A 25,437-nucleotide genomic window follows, 5' to 3' on the forward strand; every position below is an offset into this window, starting at 1 on the left:
CCCATACCCATCATTTTTATGAATAATTCTTAAATATTTCGGATGAACGTCAAACCCGTTTAACCTGAAACTTGGACGATGACGTATCTGAATACGTCCGATATGAACACCTTCATATTTCCCCTTTGGTATCACAGCTTTTACTATGTCACCCGTCATGAAACCAAGATAGGTTCGCTTTTTTTGGCGGTGACTTTGCGGAAAGCCGTACCTGTCAACGTTGCACATCCGGCGCGTGCCGTGGCCCTTTGCGATGATTTTTAAAACCTGCATGTCGGGATCAAGACGGACATTTTCGCCGCTCTTTCCAACACATGCGGCGTCAATCCAATGCGCTTTCGGATATTACTGTGCGCTTCGATTATACTTCGTTCGACCACCGGTTCCAATTTCAAGTTCCAATCCCAATTCTTTCAGACGGTCAAACAAAACCCATCGTGACGCGTTGATCGCCGCCGCGTCCCTGAGCGGTGTCTTAAGCTGTGCTTTGATGCGTCCGGCACGTTCAGGATCATGTGCAAGGAATTCTTCAAGTGAACGGTTGTCTTTTTCCCGGTTACAATCATGGCATGCAATGACAAGGTTGGATACCCGGTCACTTCCGCCTTTTGAACGAGGTATAACATGTTCGATCTCAAACGGTACATTCTCCACGTCACAATACACACAACGGCGGCCAAACTTATCCAGTAGATACTCCTTCACTTCATATCCGAAGAGTGTCCCTTGCTGGTATTCGATGCCCTTGATCTCAGGATTTTGCAACTTCTGAGTATCGAACCGCGCAAGTTCCAGCGAAAGGTGCGCAAGAGGCACAAACTTCCGCAAGCGGCGTACCCATGTGAATACGTTGAAAACGCGACTCATGATGCTCGGCGGAAGCCATCCTTTCGGACGCCGGCGGTTGAGATACCGTGGTGCGCGATACCGTGTCTTGCGATTCCGGCGCAAACGCCGAAGGGACCGCCGTTCCAAAAGTGCAGTACGGATCTGTTCGCCCCTATGGTACAGTTCTGCGGCCCAGATGACGGTCTTCCCACATTGGAATTCACCAACGAGTGATATGCCTGTGACTTTTGAGCCCGGATCAATCTTGAGCCTGACTGTCTGGATGTCTTTGCCGTCATCCCGTGCTTCGCGGTCTTTAAGCAGGATCGTAAATGGATAACGGCGATAGACGGCGGCACGTCCTTTCCTGAGCAGTTTTCGCGCCCTTGCGGGATGACACGGCATGAGTGGATTTCCTTTCCTGTCTACAACAAAAACTCGATTAACAGTCTTCATTGCGGTTACCCGCCCCTCCTTGTGGGTAATGTGGGCCTCGCCAATGTTATCCCGGCTTGTCCTGTCCGGCACACTGGCTTCAACCCCGTATGCCTGTTTAATGCCGGACGGCAGTTGCCCGAAGCTGGCCCAAGCACCCCGGGGTGCCATGACCGGGATAACGTAGCCCATTGACCTTGCGGCCCGGGCTGAGGCTGGTCAACTCCAAGGCTTCATGCCTCCGTCTTTAGACGGGGGTAGTTGACGACCGTCTCAATCACATCTTTTTCCGTTTCGATGGTCTCATACAAAATTCCGATCAAGTCTTCCTGAAGCTCTTGTTTGGTTTCCGGATGATTGTCCAAAACGTTTCTCAATTCCGGATCGTAGAAGATGTTCAGATTCACAAAGCATACATCTTGGCTTTCTTCCACATCTGCATCAACATGTGCCTCGCCCACAACCATGTTGTCCTGAAGTGTTATTTTTGCCGTACAAACATGATCTCCTTTGGTAATTTCTGAAAGAGTGTAACGCATATTGCGTCAGCCTCCTTTAGTTTTTTTTGATGGTTTTTTTAACAGTGGAAAAGAGGAATAACAGAGCCGGATGAATCCTCCCAGCCCCGAAATTATTTTTCCTCGTTTTTTCTGTCAAGTATTTCACGGCTAATTTCTCCCACCACTGCATTTTGGGGACGTTTTCGCTGGTCGGTTGCTATCAGTGTCCATACCGAATCGTGAAAAACTTCCAGCGTCTCCACGTACTTTTTGTGGAAAGCCGTGAATCTCATAGGCACTTGCCTGTACTCCTTTACTTCTTTGATATACTGCTCCAGTTTCACAAATTCTACGGCTATCTGCATAGTCCAATTTTCGTCCCTTGGTCTTTGCTCCTGCGACAGCGCATTGATCTGTTCCAGCGTTTCCGTTACGTGTGCAAAGTTGGTGTCCAGAAACTGAAAATATTCATCAGACAGTCTCCCGTTTTCTGAGGCTTCTTCACCACCAGCTTCCGCTACAACACAACCGGCAAGCATCAGTAAGGTAAACATGGCAAAAACAAGGCCTTTTTTCACTCATATCCCTCCCACTTTGGTGTGTCAGACTTTAAGGGGCTGGAACGAAGCCCAACCCCTCACTTTTGATAAATCGACTCATTCTTGACCCACGCATCACCCGTCCATTCGTAAAACATCTCATCAAGACTGGTTCCTTCCGTCAAATCCTCGTCTGTTGTCGCCCTGATCCTGAAATCAGACAGAAACGGATTCAAAGGGGACAGGTATTCCAGTTTTTCCGCCACGACAATGATCCGCTGTTCCGGGTTTTTGTTCCATTTCATGTACAGTAAAAGGTCATACACATCATCACGGGCCACAAACACATAATACAGCTTCTCCCCAATCTGCATGGCCCCCACAAACGGATCAAGGGACGGCACAATCTCCGGCTCGTAGTCCAGAAACACCTCGTACAGCTTAAAGAAGACCATGCATTTCAAAACGTCTTCCGCCTGCCAATGAAGCCAGTAATTGGGCGGTAACTGAAACGTATGGATGGCGTTAGTTCCCAATGTGTAAATGGGGATGTTTTTCTCATGCGACAGTTCGTGCCGCATGAGAAAATGGTATTCTCTGCACAGTTGTTTCAGCTTCTGGGTGTTCAAATCAAACAGTCGTTTCAACTGCACACCACCGATCACACCAACCGAAGCCACGGCATACAGCATGGGATGGAGTTCAGAAGGGATTTTGACCTCCCGTGGCCTGACCCGCTCCCGGTTCCATTTCACTTTCCAGCCATGACTCAGTGAAAAGGGACTGGCCATACCCACCAGCCCCTTACAGCTTACGGATAATCTTGCCGTAGATTCTCTCTTTCTTGGCGTTCACATCATACACCCGCAAGATGACCCGGTCCCCTTTTCTCAGCCGCTCAAACATCATATGTGGCACTAACGCATCTACACCGGGTTCCAGATTGACAAACACACCGTAATCCTCCACACCGGTCACTTTTCCGGCGTATTCGCCGCCCTTGACGTACCGCTTGGTGCAGTCTGGATACGGATTCGGTTTCAATGCCTTGGCACTCAAGGTGACTTTCTGGTTTTCCTTATCCACTTCCATGACCTTCACCTTGAGATGGTCTCCGACCTTGAATTCGTCCCTCAAGTCGTCAATCCAAGCGTAATCAATCTCGGAAGCCGGGATTCTGACCGAAATGCCGCCGATGTCCACAACCAAGATTTTTTCCATGACGTTTCTCACCACTGCAATCACAACCTGCCCCTCTTTCAGACGGCTCCATGTGATCTCGGCCATCCGTTCAAGGGCATCTTTCCTTGAGGCGGTGAATACGTCATTTTCCCGGTCATAGTTCAGCACCATCATGGCCACTTTGGTGCCAATGAGATTTCGCAGTTCACTCAGCTTTTCACAACCGGAGTACTCGAGTGGAATGTAGCCTCGAACGTTCCCAACCTGCACAACTCCGCACGGCTCACCCAGCTTGTTTTCAATACCGATCAGAACAGCCTGCAAAATGGTTTTGTTCTGATAAGCCGCAATCACTTCCTGCCAGTCTTTACGCTCTTCCTCCAGTTTTTCAGGGTCAAAACCCTCTACCAGTACTTGTAACAGTTGATCGCTCATTCGATCACCCTCCATCTGATTTTTTTAGGCTGATACGTTACCCAGCAAACCGTTTCAAAATAGTTCCTGCCTGATACGGCGTTTTTTAACCTCTTTTTTGTTTTCATCTCTGCCATTTTCTGTTTCTTCTTTTACAGCATCACCCCTTTCAAGCGGTTCATTTTGCGGCACTTCTCTTTCATGTGAATGTTCGTGTGAATGTGGCACTTCTTCTGAAACGGATACGACAGTCTTTTCACACTCAGGGGCTGGATCGTCCGTGCCAGTAGCCTGCATTGGCTGGGAATCCAACCAGACCACACGGCCCGGTTCGCTTCCGGGTTGGCTTTGCGAAGCGAAGACAACAGGCTCCGCTTCAACAAAACGTATTTTTCTAACTTCAAAATCCGTTTTGGAGGCCTGAGCGGTGTGGCGGGCAGATGAACCGGCTGATTCACTGCCCGCAACAGGCGTCCATTCGCCCTCCACTGTCCAACGGCCGTTTTGGTCAAATGTTTTTTCCCGCTTCTTAAAAGCGTAGCGTCCCGGCTCTGCCGGGTTGGCTTTGCGAAGTGAAGACAACAGGTCAAATATTGACCGTTTTTTCACTTCCGCCCGCTCCACCCATTCCCGCCGCTTTTTCCAGTCACGAGGGATGAATCTGCCTTTGCCTATCTTCGGCGGTTGCGGTGTGCCATCTTTAAGCAATTTGTACACAAAGTGGAAACGGGGCAGGCCGTCCATCAGTTGAGTGTAAAAAAAGCGGTATTCTTCCTGCTCCGTGTCCCGATAGCTGGCCGGAAAGATGTTGGCCCCGATAACCCTCGTGTCATAGGTGGCCTGCCGGACAATGATCTGTTTCTTGCCAAATTCCTCTGCAAATTCTTTGGCATCTTCGCTGGTTATGCCGCCAAAACAGATTTTGTTGCGACAGCCGTTCAGTATGGCCCGCTTTACGGCTCGACCACTCATCTTGCCCGTCTCCACTTCCAACTGGCTCAAGGATTGGCAGGCAAAGATACCGGCCACCCGGTACTCGGCCGCTATGTTCAGAAAACGCTCAATGTCCGGGTTGATATACCGGGAATACTCGTCCACGATGAGAAAGTGGGGGACACGGGTCTTTTCCGTCCCCCCACGCCTGAATGTCCCTGATTGCAAATGCATGATGATGTACTGGCCAAATGCGTCCCCGCTTGAACCCAATTCGCCCAAAGCCGTGTTGACCGCCAAAATGCCACCTTCTTCAAAGTGACGATCTATGTCAAAACTGGATTCTCCCGTCATGATGGAACGCAAATGACGGTTGGCCGTGAGATTCTCCAACTGGGCACGAAGCCCGATCACAAACTGGCGGTATTTGTCTTTCATGGCCCCCAACAGTTCCGCCTTGAAAAACTTGGTCAGATCATCTTCTCCCTGCCGGTTAACCAGTTCGTTCACCTTGTATTCCAACAGCTTCAGATCACGCAAGGTGTTGACCACGTCTCCCAAATCCAGACGGTCACCCTGAAGCCGTTTCAACAGCTTGGTCACGTTGCGGGCCGATACTTCCTGCACGGTGGCGAAAAAGGCTTCCTGTTTGCCAAACAGGCTCTTTAACACCGCCACCGTGGCCTCGGCTACGGTATCTTCATCTCCCACCATCGGGTTGAAACGGTGACTCTCATAGGACGGATCATAACCGGCACTTTCTGCATACCCACGCTTCTGTGCCGGGTCTATATGCACAAAGTCAAGTCCCATTTCCTCACACATCTCCCGTACCATAAACGCCACGTCCCCTTTCGGCTCAATCACCGAAAGGCCCAGTTTCTTACCCTTGGCTTTCTGCACCAATAGATTGTAAATGATTGGTTTCAAAATGGTTGCCGTCTTTCCACAACGAGTGGGACCCACCACCAGCATGTGGGTAAAAGCGTCACTCCCACCCCAGATGATCGGCCTGTCCAAAATCAACACCTCCCAAAAACATTGTCACAAATGGGGCTGGAAGGTATGGGGCTGGCAGGGATGTGGGAGAAGATTCGGCCCTTGCTTAGCAAAGTCAATCACTATTGGAATATGGCGTTCAAATGGAATATGGCGTTCAAAATGGCTTTTGTTCTCTATCGCTTCTCGTCCACTTCTTCTCCCAAAACAAGGTATATCTCATCTTTTTTCTCACTGTCTCCCTCTCCCTTCAGCCATTTCCTGAACCGCTCCCACTTCTCTTCAAATGACTGAGTCCCCTCAACCAGCTTTTCCTTGTCCACATTGCCACGCTTGTATCTAAACGCTGTCACTGCCCGCCAGTAAACAAAGACAAATCCCAATAAGACCATGAACATTAAAATGTAGACCACACGCATGACAATGACCGGGGCCACAAAAAAGTCCCGCTCATTCCAAAAGTGATAAACGCTGGTTCCCAACAAACCGGACACGTAAAAAACAGCCGCCACCATGTGCAGGTACGGCTGTTTCCGCTCATCCACATATTCAAATACTCCCGCTATAACGCTGATCACCAACAGTGTCCACCACACCCACTTCGGCAATAACCATGCACCGCTTACCAACAAAACGGCACTGATTAATGCCAACACCAAATTCGCCTTCCCTAACATCAGTTCACTCCCCTCATGCCCTCCTTCCGTATGGTGTACTCGTACATGTGGATAACAAATTCGATTTCATCGGCCATGATCTCACGCATCATCAGGTATATCTCCCACTGTTCCTCCGGGGTGTATTCCATCAATTGTTCTTTAATATCTGGTATGTTCACTATTTCACAAATGGTCTTCAGGCCCTCAATCAGCATATTCCCAACTCCTTATCCGTGATTTCGATAACCTCAATCCCCCGCATGTCTTTTAAACGCTCTTCAATGTCGTAACTGAACAACTCATGTGTAAACACCATGACTTCCTTGTCGTGCCGCTCCCTTTTCATCCTGTCCAACAACGCCAAATCGTTCATCATCAGATCGGCCACGTATTTTTCAGATTCCCCGCATCGAATGATGTAGGGATACACGCTTTTTAAATGATCATGATTCTCTCTTGCTTCACCATGTTTTGTGATTAAATTCACAAGGTGTTGACTCCCTTGGTAATGCCTTAGATACTGACACGCAAATCCAAACGGCATCAGACAGGCACTCGCCAGTACATGACTGTCCATCATGCCCAAAAATTCATCGTAACTCTTCACGCCTCTAAATAATATCAGGTTCCGACACAAGGGCACTTCCATTGTGTTTTTTTCCGCTTCAAAAAGCACACGCCTTAAAGTGCTTTCCCGTGCTCCACCCTTGATGATGTACACAAAATATTCATTTCCATCACGGTCTATGATGGAACCTTTGTACAAATCTCCCCGATTGGTACGGTACTTCTTCTTCAGTTCCCGTGAGTCGACAAACGTGTATCCACTGTCTTTCAACTCCACATACAGGTCTACAAAATCCAGATAACTGTCCATGTTCTCTTTCTTGATATGCAAATCCTTAGCCTCTATTTCCTCATCACCTATTAACTGATGTTCCCGCAATACCCTTAATCCCCTGTCTGTAATGTAATGCACCGCTTCTATCCTGCTTGCGTCCGATAAATGCCGTGCAATCTTCCTAGACCTTATCCACCCGCTGTTCCTCATGATATATAGCTTGCGATAGGTATACGCTTCATGCTCCCCAAAATACAACCGCCTAATCTGCTCCCCGTTCATTACCCTAAACCTGTATAAATCTCGCAATATCCCCAAATCCCGCTCCGTCACCTGCTTGATTACCTGCATCACTTCTCCCCTTTCACCATGGCTGTCTTGGCTGTGGTTTTTTCCTCCGGCTTTGCTCAGGCTCGACCCAAGGTCTCGCACCGCAAATCCGTCCGTCAAAACCACACTCCCTTCAAACCGAATGACTGCCTCCCAACACAAAACCTTTACCGTAAAATCGGGATGGCTGTCTGTGTTTACTCCGTCTACCTTTACGGTAGCCGTTCGTAAACACACCGTAAAAGAGAACACCTGTTCCGTTTGCACCTTTACCGTAAACCGTTTGGACAGAAACTCGATAAAAAACTGATATAAAAGCGATTGTAGCCCATCTTGTTCATGTCAACTTGACATGAATTCCTTTGTTTGGAGCTTCCGGCAAACCACTCCTTCTGATCCGCTTTAATATAAAAGGCATTTTTCGGTTACTAAAACACCGTTATTTGACATAAACCGCCCATGTCAAGTGGTCAACCCAGAAAATTAGGGGGTTCTTGACATGAAAAAACTCAATTTTAAGCCTTAAAAATCGTGTCAAATAGCACCGTATCAGAACAAAGATTCTTTTAATTTTGGGTTCCTTTTTCTCGGAGACGGATCATCGTCATAGCCGTCATTATCTTTATCGTTTTTACCCAGACTGAGATTCAGCATGTGTTCTTCAAAAGTTGTTTCATTTTCCTGAGTTTCTGCTATGGCAAGAGAACGGTTCCTTAGTTCCATAAGGTAATTGTTAAAAAAATCACCAGAATTACTGACTTCAAGCACATACATCTGCACCTTTTCTTTTTCTCCCCTAAGCCCTATTTCTGTACACGACAAGTAGCACCAATTATCATCGTGAACATAACCTCCCGACCGAAGGTTATCAATAATAAATTTCGTATATCGGTTATCAAGGTCACGAATGATGCGGTTTTTGAAATAATGCAGGATAAAGACATGAACCTGATCAAATACATGTTTTTTAGGAACGTGAAGATTGGCCAGATTAAAGGCATGTTGGTAAACACGCTTTACTTTGTTTCGTATGTTCATTTGTTCATCATAATGAGGCATCATCCCCGGATATTCAACCAACAGAACGGGATAATCAAAATCTTCCTGCCATTCAACCTTGCATGGGATGACTTCTTTAATCTGCTCATAACGTTCTTTTGACTGCACATCCCGGTACAGGAACCATTTCAGACCTTCCAACCAGCGTGTGTAAAGCTCTGTCCTCAACCTCTCAACCTGCTCAATCGCCTTTGGATAGGGCTTGTAAAACATCTCGATTCCTCCTTTGTCCGACACGTTTTTGCTTATATATCAAGGGTTGAACGGAAGTCTGTCCGACAAAATGAACAGATCGAACCGCCCGTTTTACAAGATGAAGACGTTTGTCGGACAGACAACCCGAAAACCATTGATATAAAGCCATTTGTTTGTCCGACAAGTAAAAATCCTTATTCTTCCATTTGTCAGACACATGTCCTGTTTTTGGCTTTATGTCAACGTTTTTGTGTCGGACAATGCTAACCAATGGTTTTGATGTTCTCCTGAGTTCGGGGCAAAGCCGATAAAATCGTTTTGGTGGCAAACTCAAATTCCCTTGCCGCCGTCTGGTCAATGTGAATTACCGGACGGCCGTAACGCATGGCCACCAAGTGAACGGGCAGGTCACTCAACACCAGATCAGCGTTCATTCTCAAACGTTGTTCCTGACCTGACTCCAACACGTTGGGGACAAACCGGTTCAGTACCCTCAACAGACGCTTACCCTGCCATGCTTCCCTGTGCTTTTCGCATATCTTCTGATGGTGTATGTCCATGTCCTCCACATAGACCACCAGCACATTTTCCCAGTGCATGACCATGTTCCAGCGGTCAAAAGGCAGGTCAATCACCCGGTAATGTCCCTGATTGTCCATGTTTTCAAACGTCTCAATATGCAGGTTGGGATAACCCTGTACCTGCCCGTTTTTACCCACTGGCATGTCCAGATATGTCCATAACGTGGTTTCTTCCTGAAAGCTGACCAGTTTGGTCAACGTCCCCTGTTTGCTTAAGGTTGCGGCCAGATTGAGTGCCACATACGTTTTGCCCGTGGTCAAGGGAGACGTGACGATAATGTTGTATCCCTGTGGTTCCTGCTGAGCAAAGCCTGTCATATTGGGGCTGAAGTGAAAGACAGGTTCATTTTTGTTTTTATCAGAGAACGAATGTATTTCTTCTTTAACCGCACGTTCGTCTGACTGAACGGTTTCTGCCGGAGTGTGAATCTGATGTTGGTTTAACCTGTTTTCATCATGCTCATTGGGCTTTTGGGCTTCAGATGGTGTTACCGGGACGGGTTCAAATGACCAAGCTTGCAGAGTGTCCTGTTTCTGTTGTGCCGGTTCCTGTTTATGCAACGGCTGATTTTCTTCTTTTCCAAAGGTAAAAGTCCATGCAGGGGGCTGGACGGAACTGTGGGGCTTTTGGCCGGGTTCCTGTGCCGTTTGATGATCTGTCTTTTTCTGAACCGGGTCTTTTTTCTTTTTCCAACCAAACCATGCCCATTTTGAGTGATTGGTGTCTCTGTCATTTCCCTCATCCGTGTCCTCCACATCCCCTTTTTCCAACCGTTCAATTTTTTCTTCGGCCATGCCCAGTGTAGCCGGAAACTCGATGGCAAAACGGATTTTTTCTTCCGTCACCGGATCAAGAATATAGTCATATACCGAAAGTGGAAGCCATTTTTCCCTGATCTCCTTTGGCTTGGTATGACCAACAAGTACGACTACCCTGACACCGGCTTTCCTTAACTCGTACAAAAGCTGTTCAAAAGGCATGGTTCCCTGTAACAGGGGAGACAAAAAAGCCAGTTGTGGCCGGTTTTTCTTAAGTTGCAACAATACCCCTTCACGATAGGCAACGGGAGGCAGGTTGCCGCCTGCCACCCTCTGGATCATCTGGTCAATCTCCTTTTTTCCCGTGGCAATGATGATGTGCATACAATTCCCCCTCTGCAATCATTTTTTGTTGCTTAAGGTGCGGTGCTGACCAAATCTTCAAGAATCTGTACAATTGTCGGGGCCAGCCAAACCAAGATAAAACCGAAAATAGCCATAATTAGAGTACCGCCTCCGGCTCCCCTCATACGTGACGAACCAAACAACATCCCCACAATCAGTACAATGCCACCTAATCCAAACATCACTAGAAAGATTGGTACGCTGATCTGTTGCAAAAGATAGAAAAACTGCAAGATAACCCCAACCAACCAGTCCGTAAACTGCTCCAATGACATTGGTCTGATCTCAACATTGCGTTCCAACGTATACACCCTCCTTGAAAAATAGATAACCCTGTGCCATCAACACGTTGCTGTCAGTCAGTTGTTCAAATTCCCTTTTGTCTTCCACCCCCTCCACGATAATTGACCTCTTTTCTTCCTGCAAAAACTTCTGACACCACTTTTGCTTAATCTCATCAACATGCACCTTGAATCCCGTCACATCCTGTTGTTTCCAAAAGCTGTATGTCCGTTCGGTCACGTCATCCACCCACACTTCCAGCCCCCTGCTTTTGAACTTCTCAATCAAGGAGGGAATCCGGGCATATGCATTTGGTGGTTTTCCAGAGAGATTCCACTCCACAATTTCAATGCCGCCATCCCAGACAAAGGAAGACTCAGCCAGAAAGGGAAGGCTGTCCAATGTAATGTTGATCAGTTTTGGAAAAAAGGCCTGCATTGAAAGTGCCTTTTCAATGCAGACCCGTTCCCTGTCCCACAAAGCATATACATCAGTCACATCAAAATACCGCCCAACACTCATACCCGTTGGACGGCAAAGATATTCTTCGTATACCGTTTCCCTTTGAGACAAATGGACAACAGGCTCCTTTGCCATCTTAATCTCTGTTTTTACCAACAGATCCCCTCCTTAAAAAATCAGTAGACAAATTGCAAATAAGGCATGGGATCAACCGGTGAACCGTTGATCCGCACTTCAAAGTGCAAATGAGGCCCCGTTGACCTGCCTGTACTGCCAACCGTTCCAATAATCTGACCCCTAAGAACATCATCTCCCACTCTTACTGATGTACTCCAAAGATGGGCATATAATGTTCTCAATCCTGAACCATGCTCAATCACCACGTAATTACCATAACCTCCGCCGCATGATTGATTGCCTTCACGACAATGGCTTACAACCGTGACCACCCTACCGCTTTCCGCCGCCACAACTGGTACATGACGGGGAGCGCCGATGTCCACGCCGTTGTGAAAACTTCTCTGTCCCGTTATGGGATGAACACGAGGGCCGAATGGTGACGTGATCCGGCTGTGACCGGGGACCGGCCACGCAAGCTGACCACTGCCTCCACCAACCGTCATAGTTTGTGATAAACTTAATACTCTGTCAGCATAGGCATAACTTCCGCCCGAATAACGATACAAGGCCTGACGTGGATCTTCATTGATACCCAATACTGACAGATAATAGGCCGCACTATAAATGGCATCAATCGGGTTGAACGGGTCAGCTTTGCCGTCCCCATCCCCGTCAATGCCATAAATGGCCCATGTAGAGGGAAGAAACTGCATTAACCCTTGAGCTAACTCTCCCGTCCGGTTGGGCGGCCCCACCGCATTTGGATTAAATGAAGACTCCACAAAGGCAACCGCTACTAGTATCATCCAGTCCACATTGTATCTTTTCCCCGCATCCTGAAAGGCCTGTATCCATTCCGGCGGAAGATTGGAAAAGTCAATGCCTCCAATGTTGAGATAGTTTGAATAACCGGGCATTCCTATCAGAAAGCCAAAATGTTCATTTCCCGTTCCGGCGGAAAATGCCGTTTCTAAAATCAGCGTCCGGTCATCTTCACTGACCCGATCCATGTCCAGATAACGTTTGATCACATCATCCAGACGTTCGTAACTTTGTTTAAAATCAATGCCGGATACCACTTCCTGTGTAATTGTCACTTTGGTGTTATCCCATTCATACTCAACCGTTTCCCATTCATAGGAATAGAAATATGTTCCCCGAAAGGTGTCGGCAGTGACCAACAACAGAACCTCATCAACAACTGTCTCGGTTTCCACAACCTCTTCCTGTACAATAACCGTCTCACCCGTTTCATCCACTTCTTCCTTTTCAACAATCTTTTTTGTTTCAGTCACAATCGTAATGGTACTGTCCTTGTATTCAAACTTCGGAGCCAGTCTTTCAGCAAGCCTCCTGATATTGTTGTAAGGAAGCTCACCACTTCTTTCCAATTCGGCACTGTACAAGTCAACTGCATAAACAAGACCCCAGTGCAGTTTGTATTTTAATTCTTCGGCATTGTAGCTCTTTACACCCGGAAAAGCACTTTCCGCCGCTTCAAGATACTTTTGTCTCAAAGCCTCATCTTCTTCATTTGCTTCATTTGATCCGGTAAGATCACCCATCGCTACGTTGCCAAAAAATGCGGAAATGTAAAGAATGGGCAAACCTATCAGAATCCCAAATACAATCACCAAAACAACAACAACAATTCTGAGCCGTCTATTCCTCATTCACGTCTCTCTCCATAGTATAGTTGATAATCCGTTTTTCCTGAGACTGTTCACCTTCCGATTTGGAAATAGGCTGAGCAGACGGGGTCACGTTGAATACATTCATGCTTGAAGTGCCAGTTGAAGGTGCATAATGCCTTTGAGACTGTTGCCTTTGAGACTGTATGGTTTGAGACTGTCTGGCAGGTGCATTCACTCTGGACGCTGTATTTGTAATATGAGTCCTTTCACCTTCGGTTCTTAAAACTGAAGAACCAGAAGTTTTATATCCACTGTATGATGAGGCTTTTTGAAATTGAATAACGTTTGAACGCCGGACACCGGAACCAGACCGAATATTGGAAGACATATACGATTGTGGAGACTGATAGTTGTTTTTAAATGGAAGTGAAGCAACTTTTACCGCTCCAGATGACGCTGTTCCAGACGCTGAAGCATATTGGGATGTTCCAGATGTTCCATATGTTGAAACTCTTTGGGACGTTCCAGACGCTGAAACTCTTTGAGCGGTATTTGTATTGATATGACCGCCTAAGACGGTTCCTGAAGAAACTGATTTTCCTCCCATTGCCGAACCCATGCTGATAATCCGGCGTGACTGTGATGGCGTTCCACTCTTGACGGCAGAACCACCAACGGTTGAAAAAGAAGTCCTTCCTCCTGTTGGAACTGATGAAAAAGAAGTCCTTCCTCCTGAAGTGTATCCGTTAGACGTGCTTCCTCTTGCCACTACTGAAGAACTTTTTCCAACAGGCAGGTTGTTTTCACGGCCGCTTGTACGCCACACGGCCATTCCATCGGTCCCTGTTGCTGACAAAGATTGTTTTGTCATGTTCTCCAGCCCTTGCTGAACCCCCTGTTGAACAGGCTGGTTAAAATCTTTTTGCATCTGTCCTGTTTGATGTTCTGGCAGATAACCATATATTTTGGGAGAATTTGTTTCCATCCCATGCAATTCAGACAACGGTGATACACCATCACCAAACGATACCGAACCATCATTACCTGTGGCTGTTAATGAACCGTTGTTACCTGAGGCCGTCAATGGTGTTTTTCCGGCTTTGGCGGCAATATCCATATCGCCCATATTGCCTAAAGAACGTTCATTGCCGATTCCCGTTAAGCGATCCGGGGTTCCGGCAGGCTGGGCGGGAGAGCCGGAAATAGGGCCGGGACTTGAACCTCCACCTCCACCGCCGCCTTTACCAAAGGCCATTTTACCGATACCAACCGTTCTGAACGCACTTTTCAGCATTTGACTGGTGGCCCAAAGGCTGTTACCGGCTTCATCAATTGGATTGCCACGGTCAAACATGTCAAAAAGAGCATAAATGAACCTGCGGAGGAAACGCCCCGCAGGTAACAGGATAAACAATAAAAACAACGCCTGTATAAACGTAAACTGGAACATAATATCCCCCCTACCACCAAAGTCCTCTTAGGATATTTACGATCAAAACAGCACCAATGCTGATAAAAAAACCAAAGGCACTGTACTGCAATCCCTTGATGGCCGAATAGCGCATACTTGGATTCTTGGAACTCACCGCCAGTCTCAGAGCGTTCCACAGCAACACCCCTGCGGCCACAACAGCACTGCTCAAGAATATGAAGGTCATGATCGGTTGCAGAACACTTCCTACAGAGTTAAACATATTACCTGAACCCAAGCTGGCGTTTAGAAAACCGAAATACAACACGATTACCAATGCATGAGCCGTTTGCATGAAAATCTGGGAAGTCAATTCAGCCGCCCAAAGTTTAAAAGCCATACCGTCTTTGTTGCGGGCAAAAGCCCACGCCGCAAAAGGAGCTATGATCACCAAAACCGCAATCATGAACTTGCGGAAAATGTACAGAATAATTAACCACAAACCCATGACAGCCAAAGCAAGATAGATGATCGAATCCAAAAACACACTTTCTGTTAACGACTGATCTGTATTGATGGTGGAAAAAGCGGAAAAGCCCGACTCCAACAGCGGAATATTTCTGGCAAATGAATACAGTCCGTCAACAAAAGCCTTGTTCAGATTGGCCAAAAGAAAGAACAGAAGATGGGCAAGCACGAGCAGGATAGATGCCCCAATATAGGCCATCATTTTGTCCTGCCAGTCAGACCGCTTGAGTGGATTGGTGCTTTCAATCATCATTTTCCATCCGTAAAAACCAATGGAAATGGCGAAAAATATCCAAGCGACCGAACTGAAAGCCAGCCTTAACGGATTGATCACGTTGTTCCATTCCTGAGCCGTAAATATGTTGCCTACAGCATTTTCTCCGTATAAAGCCCCCGAAAAAGGATTGGCCTGCCCGAATACAACATGCTTTATGCTTGTGCCTCCCAACAGATAAGCGGCAAAATCAACCACTGCATTTATCAGGGCGGCCAGCAATCTTTCCAGCATGCCAGACCTTTTCGTTTTTTCCATGACCTCTTGACGCAATTCTTCATCCGGTGAATAGGGAACGTCACCTCTGAACTGCTCAGGAACAGGTTCAACGGCCAATACTGTTACTTGTCCAAGAAAGGAAGCATATAAAAAGACAGACAACATAAGCACAACAAATGTTTTCTTCTTCATGACGTTTTCCTTCCTCCGGGAGTCGTGTTTACAAACTCATGTTCATAAAAAGAAGCATCAATACGAATCGAAAGCAAATTTTTCCCGATCTTCAACAACGCTTCACCGGGATGGGCACTTTCAAGAAACTGCCTTTGCCCATCAGACAAATGGTACTGAGCCTGCACATATTCAATGTCTGTCTCATTCTGTTTGAGCAAAACAGTGGCTGAAGCGTTAGTCAAAACGGCTTTACCCTGCTGTGATCTGGTAAACTCTTCAAAGGATTGAGAAGCCACGCAAAAGCTGGTGTTTCTTTTGCGACAACGTCTGCTCATCTTCTCCAGAAACATGGCCGAATCCTCGTGATACATGTACATCCACGCTTCATCGGCCACCACCAGCTTACGCACATGACGGTTCCGCTTGACAAATTTCTCCCATATCCAGTTTAGAATGACGTGCATGGCCAACGGCTTCATAATCCCCTCTTCAAGATGTGAAATGTCAAAGTCAATGGCCACGGCATCTTTCAGCCGCACACGGCTTTGTCCGTCAAAAAGACCCAACGGGTTTCCCCTGCGATAGGGAAAAAGCAGTGTGGCCAGACGTTGGCCAACTTCCGTCCCCTGTTCCTCCAGCCACTCAACGGCTTCACTGATGGTAGGCATCTCTTTTTTGCGGTAGCCCACATACCCCGGACGGGGATCAGGCTCATAAAGGGAGTTGGGGTCAGATGTAATCTGCCGCTTGCTGTATAAGGACATGATACACCGATCCAGTACGGCGTTTTCTTCCGGTGAAAGACGATAGCCGCCATTATTGGTGAACATGACGTTAAACAGGTTCTTGATGTCCTGCATTTTCTCGTGCAGATTGACTTTTGTGTTCCCGTGTTCGTCTTCCTCTTCCTCAAGGTCAAACGGGTTGATCAGTGCTTCCTGATCCGGTCTGAAATCAACAATGACACCACCAACTTTTTCCGTTAACGCCCGGTACTCACCATCCGGGTCAATAAATACGCTCCGCACACCCCTTAAAGCCGAACGGGCCGCCAAAAGTTTTAACGTGTAGCTTTTCCCCGATCCGCTCATGGCAAAGACATTGATATTGGCATTTGGCATCACCGGAGGCCCGATAAACGGATCAAAGATAACGGGAGCATTGGTGCTGAGGTTCGTGCCCAGATAAACCCCGTTGGGATGTACAAGGTTGGAAGCCGTAAACGGAAAAAGAGCCGTGGTGGCTCCCAAGTTGAAGTTTCTGTATCTGTCCATCTCGTTCTGGTTTAAGGGTAGGGTGCTGATCAACCCCTCTTTCTGCCGCAGAAAATTGCGCCTCAACTGTACGGAACGTCCGCCCAGCGTCTCTTCCAGCAGTTTTGACACCTGATCCAATTCTTCAAGACTGTTGGCGGTAATTGTAATCACAACCGTGACGTAAAACATCTTATCCTCGTTCATGGCCACGGCATCCCTCAAACGCCATGCATCTTCTATACTTCGGGTCAACTCACCCAACCGGTGAATGTTCCCCTGTTTCTCCTGTATCATGCGCTGTGCCTCAAGCTGGGTTATTTTCAAAGTTAACTCCTTTTCCACCTCATAATCGTCTATCGGCATGATATGTGTGGAAATGGCCACATCCCCGATGTTGGCCGCCCCGTCCAGAAAGCCGACAAAAACACTGCTAGGAAAGTGGCTGATACTGTAAGTACGCATAAAAACGCCGGACCCCAGTTGAATGTAGTCCGGTTCAATGACGGCTCCTTCCGGGGCCAGATACTCCTTCAGTGTGGTTTTGCCCTGTTCCAGACTTTTCTTTTGCATCCCGTCAGATTTGTTTTCCTTGATCTTCTTCTTAAACAACATCAAGCATGACCTCCTTTTTCACTTCGTAAAACCGAAAGGCTATGCTAACCCAGCATGACCAGTCGTTTTCTTTCCTCTTTGTCCATTGGCTGTGAAGGTTCAGGTTTGTCAACCATTTCAGGTGGCGGTGGTGCATCCAGCCCCTGTTGAGGCTGTTCTTCCTTTCTGGAAACATACAGGGAAAAATAGTCATGGCGAAAAGCGTCCTGTATCCGCTGGCGTATGGCCCTGTTACCGTGAAAAATGTCATAGAAAACGGCGGCCACTTCCGGTGTATCCAGTACACGCGCATACATGCCCGCCCTTCTTAAACCGGAAAGAATCAGTCCCGCCCGCCTGTCCAGTTCCGCTTTCATCTTCTGTTCGTCATCCATATGCTCAACGCCGAAAACAAGATAATCGTACTTGATCAACACTTCCTGCCTCGTTTTTTCCTCCAGAAACAGGATGTGATCCTGTCCATACTCTTTCATGGATTCCGGTGCTTCATCCAGCACATTTCTCAAGGAATCAACATAATCCCCCAAATCAACCGGCCGTGTAATACTAAGGGGCTGAACCGGAAAGGACAGGGATGACAAAAGACTGCCCAACGCCCCGTCAATCGTCCGCTTTTCGTTTTCTGACAAAAGGTGATAGTGCAAAGAATCCACACCGATAACAGCCTGAATACTGCCGTCCTCACGCCAGATCAGACCGTTTTCAATCTTTTTAAACGGCATCAATTCCTGTATGTCATTTTCAGACCCCTTCCTCTTTTCCTCATTCCTTTCTTCTTCCTGTACCTCTTCTTCCCGTTCGGCCTGCTGAACCAGTTTCTTTTTCATCCGTTTGGAAATCAGCAAAAAAACGGCGACACCAATGAACAATACTGCCAGCAGAATCAGTTCAATAATGGCAATCCCCTCCTAGCGGTAGTATTTTCCATTCCGTTTATACCGAATGTAGGAAATCAATAGTTTGTCCAGTTTCCCATATTCCGGGTGTTCAAAAAAAGCCAGTGCCAAACCAATGACACTGACAGGAATGATCACTGATAATGTAATGGTAAGCAATACGGAAAAGCTGATCCCCACCGGATTGAACAGCACAAACAAAAGGGCTCCCAGATCAATAACAACAATGATGACAAGATAAACAAACTGTCTTAACGACAACGATCCACCTATAACTTTTTCTTCTGAATCAAACTCCTGCGGCACATTATACTGAGGCATCATTTTGTCCCTCCACACGAGTCAATGCCCAGACCAAAGCCCCGACCCAGCCCAGTAAAGTCCAGCCCAGAAGCACATTTAAGGCAATGATGGCCATTTTGTTGTGGTGTTTCCTCACCAAAGCGACGATGGCAGGAACAAAGTAGAGGAAAAATAACAAATAAATCGCCAGTTCCACAAAACATCAACCTCCATTTCATTTTTTGCAGGGGGCATTGCGCCCCCTATTTTTCTATATCGGCAAATGGCGTTTAAACATTCACTAAACGCAACACGACACCCAACAGCAAAGGTACGGCAAAGAAGAAAGCGGCGGCCATGATGTACCATTTCACGGCATCCCACGCTTCGGCCCGTTTGGCCGGGTTTTTGCCGGATGTAGCCGCTACAATGCCATGCCACATTCCCAAACCAACGAGAACGACACCGCCAATAATCCCGATAAAGTTCACAATCCGGCGNCAGAATGACACCGCCAATAATCCCGATAAAGTTCACAATCCGGCGAATGATCTCACCGATGGAACGGTCAAGGTCAATGGCTCTGATGTCAGATGTTCTGCTGGGTATCCTTAATGAAGCATCTGCCGTTTCTGCGGCAAACAAAAAGATCATGACAAAAAGTGTCATGACCGCAATGTGACGTTTGTATTTTAACAGTTTGTGCATAAAATATCCCTCCCGATATTATTGCTTGTTAAAGCAGTTGTGATACTCAAACCGGGACAGAAAACCAACCAGTGCCAGCATCCCCCCCTGCACCAATGGTTCCAGCGGCTCCAGCCATTCTTCAACCAGTTTCTGCTTCCGTTCCGCCTCACCCCCCCTTTCATCTGAAGTGACATACTCCCACCACCTACGTTTACGCTTAGTGGTGGGAGACTTCTGTCGGAGGTAAGTTAAATTAGCAGTTTGTGATATTCAAAATGATCCAGAAAACCAACTAAAATCCGCATCCCTCCTTGGGCATATTCTTCTGAAGGAATCAACCACACCTCATTTAACCGTTCCCAACGTTCCGTTTCATACCCCCCTTCAAGCGCCTGTATGAACGCCTGCCTGTTTTCCTCGATCTGAAGATGTTCGGTCATGTGAATGTAAAAGAACATATGTGTGAAATCAAGCAGAGCCGGATGAAGTTCATAAAACTGGTCAACAGGATGTTTTTCCAAACTGCCAAAGTAACCAGCCAAGCCGTCATAATGCCCTTCCATTCTGGCTATCCGTTCCAGTGTCCAGCCCCAGCCCTTTTTCTGCCTGTGATGTTCCAGCCATGCCAGCATATAAGCGATCTGTACCCCTGCCCATCCCAGATGTTTTGATACAACAATAGGAATTTCTTCTTCCCATTTGGATTTGTCAACATTCTGAAAGACGCTCATAACCTCATCAAAAACATAATCACCAAACATGTTTAAGGCGACAAAGCCGGTCACATATTCCCTAAAACCCGGCCAGCGTCCCATCACTTTATCCGATCTTTGAATAATTTCCTCGTTGAACATCATGTCTTGACCATCACCAATGATACAGATTCTTTCATATTCATTCATATACTCTTCCTGTGTTTTAGGCAGTTTTTCTAGTGCCAACAAAACCAACACCTCCGATGATTATTCAGTCCAAGTCCATTCCAAAAGACTGAAGCAAGGCTTCTGCACTTTCCCTGACTGATGTCTGGCGTTTCATCTCCTGCTCCTGTTGAGACTGTACCTGACTGACCACCACCCCCTCCGAAAGTTTTTTCTCAACATCCAGCAGACGCCCGTTGATGTCGGACAGAATCTGTTCCAAACGCTCAAGCTGTTGGTTGATCTTGTCCTCTTCCATGGCCTTCCTGTAAGCAAATTTCAGCATCCGGCGAATCATTTCGCTACGTCCCGATGAACGCACGCTCTTAAACAGGGCAACCAGTTCCGCATCTTCGTCCGTCAGTCTGAAAGTGATTTTGAGGGACATAACTTTTGTCCCCCTTCGTTACATGGCATTTTCTCTTTTCTCAGCCTGCCAGATGGCACGACCAAGCTTCAGATAGCCCAAGGCATTGGCAAACTGGCTGTCAGCAACAAGTTCCAACTGATGGCTCAGCATCTTCTTAAGATATGGGAAGTATAGCTCCCCTCCACCACCAGCCACAAAGATCATGTCGAGCAAGTCCAGTACATTGTTCCACGACTCCTTAACCCCGTCCGCTATTTTGGTGGACGTATGGACAAGGCTGGACTCAATGGTGTCGTCAAAACGGACGGGCTGGCCACGGTAACGGATCATTCTTGTCCGAATGATACGGTCAATGTATTCCTCAGACAGATCAGACCCGCCTGTTTTCTGTTTGAAAGCCCGCAAAATATCTTTGTGCAGGTTGACTACCCCCTGCACGTCAATCGTGCCGGACAACTCCGGCTTTGGTTTGAACGACCCGTTTTTCTGTATCTCCACGACAATGAAATCTGTTGTTCTGAAGCCAATGTCAATCAGCCCCACCTTGGCTCCTTCTTCCACCAGTTGCGGATAGTTGGGCGCAAGCTGGTCAGAGTACAGGGCACTCATGACGGCTCCTGCTCCCTGTGGAAAGACAATGCACTGTTCCACGCTGATCCGCCTTGTCGCCCTGCCCAATGGCCCGGACACCCATTCCAGTTCAGGATAGACTCCTTCCAAAACACGCTTGACCTCTTTGGCCTGCTGTTTGTAAAAATCAAGCGGCAATCCCGTCACCAGACGCACCACCTGCTGTTCCGGCGGCGTGACCAACTGTATGGCCGCATTCATCATCAGTTTGGTATGTTCATGGCGGTAACGATCCTGTTCAAATATACGCACACTGTTTTTGGATTCCTTTTTGGCCAACTCACCCAAGAAAAACTCCTGCCCGTTCATACGCACGTGACACTCTGAAATATCCTGCCCCGAAGAACCAAAAAGCCCCGCCAGTGAGCGGTCATGACCGGCTCCCACCAGCGAGGGAAACAATACCTTCTTTCCACTTGTCGATACAGCTTTCACATAACCATAACCCAAGTCTACTGATACAATTGTCAATAAAATTACCTCCCCGTTAATTGATGTTTTTGTCTGGCCAATTCGTACATGATGGCCAGTCGGAAATCAAACACATCGCCCAGCTTTTCGTTATTATGGGCGTTGTACCAAACCTCGCCGTCTGTATAGACATGGTCAAACAACCGGCTAAGATCGCACACCTTTGCTATTATGCTTCCCTTTTTGTGGACAATCCCGGCAGTGACTGAATGAATCCCATTATACACCTGACAAACATTGATGTGAGTAAAGTAATATGCCTTATGGTTATCTTTATCGTACTTAAAATCCGTTTTAAAAATATTTAACACCCTATCCTTCAAACTCTGTCTTTTCCAAGGCATCACCCACACACAATCATCGGCAAGATCAACGTTTATTTTCTTCCCTTCTTCCGGATAAACTTTCAAAAAGTCGCCTCGTTCATTGTAATAATGAGATGGAAAAAGATAATTGGGCAGTGTATCCTCAAAGTGTGCGTCTCTGTACAAAATGGTGGTGAGTAAGTCCATTTTCAGGTCTTCTCTCAACACGTCCAGCACAAAGTCAATCAGAACAATTTTGTTTTCTTTTGTCTCTTTTTCCAACCACGAATCCACCAAACCAAATGTCCTCGAATACTCAAAACCCGGATAGGGCAACTTGTGTTTTTCCGGCAGATCAGCGTTCTTTCTGTTCCATTCCAAAATCTTTCTCAGCATTTTTTTCGCCCCTTCCATGCAAATAGTGTTCTAATATTCTAATCAAATTATAGTAGATTCTGCCTTGCATGAGGGGCTCATAATACATCAAGGTGATAATCTCGTGACAGACTCGCATGTATTTTTCTTCCTCAAACGCCTTTCTGATATGAAGCATATGAAAAAGATACCAAGAGTGAATCGCATCCCGTTTTTCGTACACTTTTGCCGGTTTTCTTTTGCGAAGCTCGTCACAAAAAAGAACCAGTGCTTTCTTTGCCCGCCGGTTCTCTTCCTCTCCTTTATCGTTCAACCAACATGCATGGGGGTCAATAATCCGGTATAACTCTATATCCATATGACCTTTCCTCCTTATCTACAGTGAAAACATCCCAGCCATGCGGGAAAACAGACCCAACGTGCCCAGTACGGCCAACAAAACGAACAATATCTGCACCACAAGCGCACTTGCGCCCATGATCATCCCGGCCACACCAAATTTCCTTAATTCCTGATCCTTGCCCAAAAAACCGAAAACAATGGCCATCACAGCCGTTGGCAAGGAAACAAGACCAACGATGGGCAAAATGCTAAAAGATAAGGATAACACCCCCGTTATCCCTGATAACATATTCATTAACCCTTGCCGGGCGGGAGAATCAATGACCAACCTGTATTCCTTATTTTTGTTATCCAAACCGCTTGGTCTACCTCCTTAACCTTGCCTTATTCCACTCGTGCTCCCCCCTTCCTCTAAACCATGTTCATAATAAACGCCGCCACAAACAAAAAGGGCGCAAATGGCATTGACTTTTTACGCATCACAAGCGTGACCAACAACCCTGCAAAACATGCGATCCACAGTATCCAGATGACAGACAGACCAAACGCCGTTCCGATCCCGGCGAGAAGTTTAATATCCCCTCCCCCTACCCAGTTTTGATTGATGAGTGCCATAACTAAAAGGAGGCCCCCTCCAATCAGAGCGCCCCACAATGATTGCAATGGGTCTTTAAGCAATATTAAACCTGTAACGGCAAGTATGACGGGGACAAAGTCAGGGATAATCCGGTAAAACGAATCATAAAGGGCTGCCCAAAATAGAGCAGCCCAAAAAATAATAAAAGCCAATATATCCATTATTTTTTTGCTCCTTTACCATGCCGGTTTTTCTTTGTGTACCTGTTGTTCAGATGTGACGGTTATCATCGGTTGCCAATCACCGCCACCAAATAAACGTGTCACAGGAAAGAACATCGGTACGTGATAACTCACCTTCACAGCGACTTTGTCGTCTTGAATATTTACGTCTACATCACGGTTGGGATCAAACCGCCGTCCTGTCCATGTAACCAGATTGCCTTCCACTTGATCATGTAACGCAGAAATTTGCCAACTGGTTGAGTGATCATGAACCACAATGTTTTCAAATATTTGTTTTTCAACACTTTCCAATCCGTTATTATGCCGAACCGAATAGATGACCGTATAATTCCCCGGTGTTGAAGGCGGTTGCAGTTCATGTGTCCTTCGATAGACTGTACCTGCACCTACAGGCAGACTAATATTAATCTCTTGCCGATGAACAGTATTGCTTCCCTGTTTCCATTCAACGATGATTTTGTGTGTATTGGCTCCCATTGAACGGTTTTCGTTGTTCTGAAAGGCTATAACCACTTGTCTCTTTTCAGTCACTAACCATTCCTTGGGAAAGGTATTCTGATCACTGAAAGATATATTTAACCCTTCCACCACTTCTATGTTCTCAAAAACTTGCATTTTGTCTGCTGTACTTCCGCTCGTTTGCCGTATTAATTTGTATCTTACTTCATAAGTTCCACTCGACAAGTCAGGCACAGATATTGTAAAGTTCTGGTCAACACTCCCTCCAGAGTAAATGGTTTGGGGTAAAGAAAACATTTGGTGATGAACAACTTGACCATTCTTTACCCATTCCACCCTTAATCTCACATCACTGTCCCATACCTGTGCATCCGCAGGATTGGAGAAAGCAATCCGAACAGTTATGTCGGTTTCTTTTGTTACCAAAGAAGGAAACTGATTGTTCTCATTCCAGTTAACTTTAAAGGGAACAAGTTGGGTAATCAAAACTTGACCGTGTCCTTCTCGGACTCCCGTTTCCTCTCCACCATTTTCAACTCCACCAATATAGTTGCTTCCCCCGTATGCCCGGCTAGGGTCATCTCCACAAACAGACCTTCCTCCCCTGTAGCCTCCGCCTCCACCAGCAGTGTCTGAAGGCCATTGATTGTTAGAACCATACCATCCTAAACATCCATCCTGACCATTTGGCCCAGACATGAGATTCGTTCTATTTCCACCGTGATGTGAACTACCAAAGTGGTTTAGAAAACCTCCAGCTCCACCACCTGCAACGATTATTCGATGGTCATAAGTTGTGCCTCCCCGGCGAATATCCGTAGCTCCGCCTCCGCCGGGGCCTCTGCTCCCTGCTCCATATCCGCCTCCATTCCAACCCCCATCATTATATGGTGATCTTCGCCCATACCATCTATCAATATTTTCGAGTGAATCTCCACCCTTACCGCCTACATAGATGTAGAGGGTTTCTCCGGCTTCCAATTCCAATTCACCATAAGCATAGCCACCACGTCCACCTGTATCTTCTCTTGTACCAATGCGTCCCCCTTGCGCTCCCCATACTTCCAGTTTGTATCTTCCTGTTTCTGGGACAACCCATGTTTGAACATTGCCGGTATAATCAAACCGGAATGTTTTGCGTCCTTCATCATCTGTTCCCTCTACTGGCTGAGCATTTGCTGGTTCCATTGCAGAAGTAAATAACAACAAAACAACCAGTATGATGACAATTCCTCTTTTCATCA

Annotated in this window: 29 protein-coding genes; all 29 read right to left on the bottom strand. The window is 46.8% G+C overall.

Annotation, left to right across the window (positions count from 1 at the left end):
* Positions 1 to 345: 345 nt before the first annotated feature.
* The 29 genes from iscB to IEW48_RS07565 all read right to left on the bottom strand — a co-directional run bounded on the left by iscB (position 346) and on the right by IEW48_RS07565 (position 25,435).
* A complete protein-coding gene (iscB, locus tag IEW48_RS07425; RefSeq protein WP_229703978.1) occupies positions 346 to 1,284 on the bottom strand; it encodes an RNA-guided endonuclease IscB in 939 nt (312 codons plus the stop codon).
* 212 nt (positions 1,285 to 1,496) lie between these two features.
* Positions 1,497 to 1,802, bottom strand: coding sequence for a hypothetical protein (locus IEW48_RS07430; RefSeq protein WP_188623242.1), 306 nt, complete (start codon positions 1,800 to 1,802; stop codon positions 1,497 to 1,499).
* Positions 1,803 to 1,894: 92 nt separating this feature from the next.
* The gene (locus tag IEW48_RS07435) at positions 1,895 to 2,341 is read right to left on the bottom strand and encodes a hypothetical protein (protein WP_188623243.1); all 447 of its coding nucleotides are present in this window, start codon (positions 2,339 to 2,341) and stop codon (positions 1,895 to 1,897) included.
* Between the two features lie 59 nt (positions 2,342 to 2,400).
* Positions 2,401 to 3,093 carry a hypothetical protein gene (locus IEW48_RS07440; RefSeq protein ID WP_188623244.1) on the bottom strand — a complete coding sequence of 231 codons (693 nt, stop codon included), beginning with the start codon at positions 3,091 to 3,093 and terminating at the stop codon, positions 2,401 to 2,403.
* A gap of 13 nt (positions 3,094 to 3,106) precedes the next feature.
* The gene (locus IEW48_RS07445; RefSeq protein WP_229703979.1) at positions 3,107 to 3,919 is read right to left on the bottom strand and encodes a S1 RNA-binding domain-containing protein; all 813 of its coding nucleotides are present in this window, start codon (positions 3,917 to 3,919) and stop codon (positions 3,107 to 3,109) included.
* A gap of 54 nt (positions 3,920 to 3,973) precedes the next feature.
* Complete coding sequence (locus IEW48_RS07450) at positions 3,974 to 5,851, bottom strand: type IV secretory system conjugative DNA transfer family protein (protein ID WP_188623246.1); 1,878 nt, start codon at positions 5,849 to 5,851, stop codon at positions 3,974 to 3,976.
* A 155-nt stretch (positions 5,852 to 6,006) separates the two neighbouring features.
* Positions 6,007 to 6,507 carry a hypothetical protein gene (locus IEW48_RS07455; protein WP_188623247.1) on the bottom strand — a complete coding sequence of 167 codons (501 nt, stop codon included), beginning with the start codon at positions 6,505 to 6,507 and terminating at the stop codon, positions 6,007 to 6,009.
* The gene (locus IEW48_RS07460; protein WP_007503370.1) at positions 6,507 to 6,704 is read right to left on the bottom strand and encodes a hypothetical protein; all 198 of its coding nucleotides are present in this window, start codon (positions 6,702 to 6,704) and stop codon (positions 6,507 to 6,509) included. The genes IEW48_RS07455 and IEW48_RS07460 overlap by 1 nt, the downstream gene beginning before the upstream one ends.
* Positions 6,698 to 7,681 carry a replication-relaxation family protein gene (locus IEW48_RS07465; protein ID WP_188623248.1) on the bottom strand — a complete coding sequence of 328 codons (984 nt, stop codon included), beginning with the start codon at positions 7,679 to 7,681 and terminating at the stop codon, positions 6,698 to 6,700. The genes IEW48_RS07460 and IEW48_RS07465 overlap by 7 nt, the downstream gene beginning before the upstream one ends.
* A gap of 528 nt (positions 7,682 to 8,209) precedes the next feature.
* Positions 8,210 to 8,932 (bottom strand): hypothetical protein, encoded by a 723-nt coding sequence (locus IEW48_RS07470; RefSeq protein ID WP_188623249.1) that lies wholly within the window; start codon positions 8,930 to 8,932, stop codon positions 8,210 to 8,212.
* 245 nt (positions 8,933 to 9,177) lie between these two features.
* Positions 9,178 to 10,638: a response regulator gene (locus IEW48_RS07475; protein WP_188623250.1), complete on the bottom strand. Its 1,461-nt coding sequence runs from the start codon at positions 10,636 to 10,638 to the stop codon at positions 9,178 to 9,180.
* A gap of 32 nt (positions 10,639 to 10,670) precedes the next feature.
* The gene (locus IEW48_RS07480) at positions 10,671 to 10,961 is read right to left on the bottom strand and encodes a pilin (RefSeq protein WP_188623251.1); all 291 of its coding nucleotides are present in this window, start codon (positions 10,959 to 10,961) and stop codon (positions 10,671 to 10,673) included.
* Positions 10,945 to 11,559, bottom strand: coding sequence for an EAL domain-containing protein (locus tag IEW48_RS07485; protein WP_188623252.1), 615 nt, complete (start codon positions 11,557 to 11,559; stop codon positions 10,945 to 10,947). The genes IEW48_RS07480 and IEW48_RS07485 overlap by 17 nt, the downstream gene beginning before the upstream one ends.
* Before the next feature lie 20 nt (positions 11,560 to 11,579).
* Positions 11,580 to 13,196 carry a peptidoglycan DD-metalloendopeptidase family protein gene (locus tag IEW48_RS17495; RefSeq protein WP_188623253.1) on the bottom strand — a complete coding sequence of 539 codons (1,617 nt, stop codon included), beginning with the start codon at positions 13,194 to 13,196 and terminating at the stop codon, positions 11,580 to 11,582.
* Positions 13,186 to 14,607, bottom strand: coding sequence for a hypothetical protein (locus IEW48_RS07495; protein WP_188623254.1), 1,422 nt, complete (start codon positions 14,605 to 14,607; stop codon positions 13,186 to 13,188). Before IEW48_RS07495 ends, IEW48_RS17495 begins: the two co-directional genes overlap by 11 nt.
* Positions 14,608 to 14,617: 10 nt before the next feature.
* Complete coding sequence (locus tag IEW48_RS07500; protein ID WP_188623255.1) at positions 14,618 to 15,781, bottom strand: hypothetical protein; 1,164 nt, start codon at positions 15,779 to 15,781, stop codon at positions 14,618 to 14,620.
* On the bottom strand, positions 15,778 to 17,631 hold the full coding sequence (locus tag IEW48_RS07505) for a VirB4 family type IV secretion system protein (protein WP_188623256.1): 1,854 nt from the start codon (positions 17,629 to 17,631) through the stop codon (positions 15,778 to 15,780). The genes IEW48_RS07500 and IEW48_RS07505 overlap by 4 nt, the downstream gene beginning before the upstream one ends.
* 44 nt (positions 17,632 to 17,675) lie before the next feature.
* The gene (locus tag IEW48_RS07510) at positions 17,676 to 18,476 is read right to left on the bottom strand and encodes a TraC-like domain-containing protein (RefSeq protein WP_188623257.1); all 801 of its coding nucleotides are present in this window, start codon (positions 18,474 to 18,476) and stop codon (positions 17,676 to 17,678) included.
* Positions 18,477 to 18,539: 63 nt separating this feature from the next.
* Positions 18,540 to 18,848 carry a PrgI family protein gene (locus IEW48_RS07515; protein WP_188623258.1) on the bottom strand — a complete coding sequence of 103 codons (309 nt, stop codon included), beginning with the start codon at positions 18,846 to 18,848 and terminating at the stop codon, positions 18,540 to 18,542.
* Positions 18,835 to 19,026: a superinfection immunity protein gene (locus IEW48_RS07520; RefSeq protein ID WP_188623259.1), complete on the bottom strand. Its 192-nt coding sequence runs from the start codon at positions 19,024 to 19,026 to the stop codon at positions 18,835 to 18,837. Before IEW48_RS07520 ends, IEW48_RS07515 begins: the two co-directional genes overlap by 14 nt.
* A 73-nt stretch (positions 19,027 to 19,099) precedes the next feature.
* Positions 19,100 to 19,321 (bottom strand): hypothetical protein, encoded by a 222-nt coding sequence (locus IEW48_RS07525; protein ID WP_188623260.1) that lies wholly within the window; start codon positions 19,319 to 19,321, stop codon positions 19,100 to 19,102.
* 426 nt (positions 19,322 to 19,747) lie between these two features.
* Entirely contained in the window at positions 19,748 to 20,440 is a 693-nt protein-coding gene (locus IEW48_RS07530; RefSeq protein WP_188623261.1) for a hypothetical protein, read from the bottom strand.
* Positions 20,441 to 20,465: 25 nt separating this feature from the next.
* Positions 20,466 to 20,807, bottom strand: coding sequence for a hypothetical protein (locus tag IEW48_RS07535; protein ID WP_188623262.1), 342 nt, complete (start codon positions 20,805 to 20,807; stop codon positions 20,466 to 20,468).
* 18 nt (positions 20,808 to 20,825) lie between these two features.
* Positions 20,826 to 21,890, bottom strand: a complete 1,065-nt coding sequence (locus IEW48_RS07540) for a ParM/StbA family protein (RefSeq protein ID WP_188623263.1) — start codon at positions 21,888 to 21,890, stop codon at positions 20,826 to 20,828.
* Between the two features lie 5 nt (positions 21,891 to 21,895).
* Positions 21,896 to 22,591 carry a DUF6710 family protein gene (locus IEW48_RS07545; protein ID WP_188623264.1) on the bottom strand — a complete coding sequence of 232 codons (696 nt, stop codon included), beginning with the start codon at positions 22,589 to 22,591 and terminating at the stop codon, positions 21,896 to 21,898.
* Entirely contained in the window at positions 22,551 to 22,928 is a 378-nt protein-coding gene (locus IEW48_RS07550; RefSeq protein ID WP_188623265.1) for a hypothetical protein, read from the bottom strand. Before IEW48_RS07550 ends, IEW48_RS07545 begins: the two co-directional genes overlap by 41 nt.
* 18 nt (positions 22,929 to 22,946) lie before the next feature.
* The gene (locus tag IEW48_RS07555) at positions 22,947 to 23,267 is read right to left on the bottom strand and encodes a hypothetical protein (RefSeq protein ID WP_188623266.1); all 321 of its coding nucleotides are present in this window, start codon (positions 23,265 to 23,267) and stop codon (positions 22,947 to 22,949) included.
* A 56-nt stretch (positions 23,268 to 23,323) separates the two neighbouring features.
* Positions 23,324 to 23,710, bottom strand: a complete 387-nt coding sequence (locus IEW48_RS07560; protein ID WP_188623267.1) for a prepilin peptidase — start codon at positions 23,708 to 23,710, stop codon at positions 23,324 to 23,326.
* A gap of 15 nt (positions 23,711 to 23,725) precedes the next feature.
* Entirely contained in the window at positions 23,726 to 25,435 is a 1,710-nt protein-coding gene (locus IEW48_RS07565; protein WP_229703981.1) for a glycine rich domain-containing protein, read from the bottom strand.
* Between the last annotated feature and the right edge of the window lie 2 nt (positions 25,436 to 25,437).

The sequence above is a fragment of the Caldalkalibacillus thermarum genome, from assembly GCF_014644735.1.
GTDB lineage: Bacteria > Bacillota > Bacilli > Caldalkalibacillales > Caldalkalibacillaceae > Caldalkalibacillus > Caldalkalibacillus thermarum.

Excerpts from the sequence above, each read along its gene's own strand:
- iscB (WP_229703978.1), bottom strand. The coding sequence starts at position 1,284 with ATGAAGACTGTTAATCGAGTTTTTGTTGTAGACAGGAAAGGAAATCCA.
- IEW48_RS07430 (WP_188623242.1), bottom strand. The coding sequence starts at position 1,802 with ATGCGTTACACTCTTTCAGAAATTACCAAAGGAGATCATGTTTGTACG.
- IEW48_RS07440 (WP_188623244.1), bottom strand. The coding sequence starts at position 3,093 with ATGGCCAGTCCCTTTTCACTGAGTCATGGCTGGAAAGTGAAATGGAAC.
- IEW48_RS07445 (WP_229703979.1), bottom strand. The coding sequence starts at position 3,919 with ATGAGCGATCAACTGTTACAAGTACTGGTAGAGGGTTTTGACCCTGAA.
- IEW48_RS07455 (WP_188623247.1), bottom strand. The coding sequence starts at position 6,507 with ATGTTAGGGAAGGCGAATTTGGTGTTGGCATTAATCAGTGCCGTTTTG.
- IEW48_RS07460 (WP_007503370.1), bottom strand. The coding sequence starts at position 6,704 with ATGCTGATTGAGGGCCTGAAGACCATTTGTGAAATAGTGAACATACCA.
- IEW48_RS07465 (WP_188623248.1), bottom strand. The coding sequence starts at position 7,681 with ATGCAGGTAATCAAGCAGGTGACGGAGCGGGATTTGGGGATATTGCGA.
- IEW48_RS07470 (WP_188623249.1), bottom strand. The coding sequence starts at position 8,932 with ATGTTTTACAAGCCCTATCCAAAGGCGATTGAGCAGGTTGAGAGGTTG.
- IEW48_RS07475 (WP_188623250.1), bottom strand. The coding sequence starts at position 10,638 with ATGCACATCATCATTGCCACGGGAAAAAAGGAGATTGACCAGATGATC.
- IEW48_RS17495 (WP_188623253.1), bottom strand. The coding sequence starts at position 13,196 with ATGAGGAATAGACGGCTCAGAATTGTTGTTGTTGTTTTGGTGATTGTA.
- IEW48_RS07495 (WP_188623254.1), bottom strand. The coding sequence starts at position 14,607 with ATGTTCCAGTTTACGTTTATACAGGCGTTGTTTTTATTGTTTATCCTG.
- IEW48_RS07500 (WP_188623255.1), bottom strand. The coding sequence starts at position 15,781 with ATGAAGAAGAAAACATTTGTTGTGCTTATGTTGTCTGTCTTTTTATAT.
- IEW48_RS07505 (WP_188623256.1), bottom strand. The coding sequence starts at position 17,631 with ATGTTGTTTAAGAAGAAGATCAAGGAAAACAAATCTGACGGGATGCAA.
- IEW48_RS07515 (WP_188623258.1), bottom strand. The coding sequence starts at position 18,848 with ATGCCTCAGTATAATGTGCCGCAGGAGTTTGATTCAGAAGAAAAAGTT.
- IEW48_RS07535 (WP_188623262.1), bottom strand. The coding sequence starts at position 20,807 with ATGTCCCTCAAAATCACTTTCAGACTGACGGACGAAGATGCGGAACTG.
- IEW48_RS07545 (WP_188623264.1), bottom strand. The coding sequence starts at position 22,591 with ATGCTGAGAAAGATTTTGGAATGGAACAGAAAGAACGCTGATCTGCCG.
- IEW48_RS07550 (WP_188623265.1), bottom strand. The coding sequence starts at position 22,928 with ATGGATATAGAGTTATACCGGATTATTGACCCCCATGCATGTTGGTTG.
- IEW48_RS07560 (WP_188623267.1), bottom strand. The coding sequence starts at position 23,710 with ATGGATATATTGGCTTTTATTATTTTTTGGGCTGCTCTATTTTGGGCA.
- IEW48_RS07565 (WP_229703981.1), bottom strand. The coding sequence starts at position 25,435 with ATGAAAAGAGGAATTGTCATCATACTGGTTGTTTTGTTGTTATTTACT.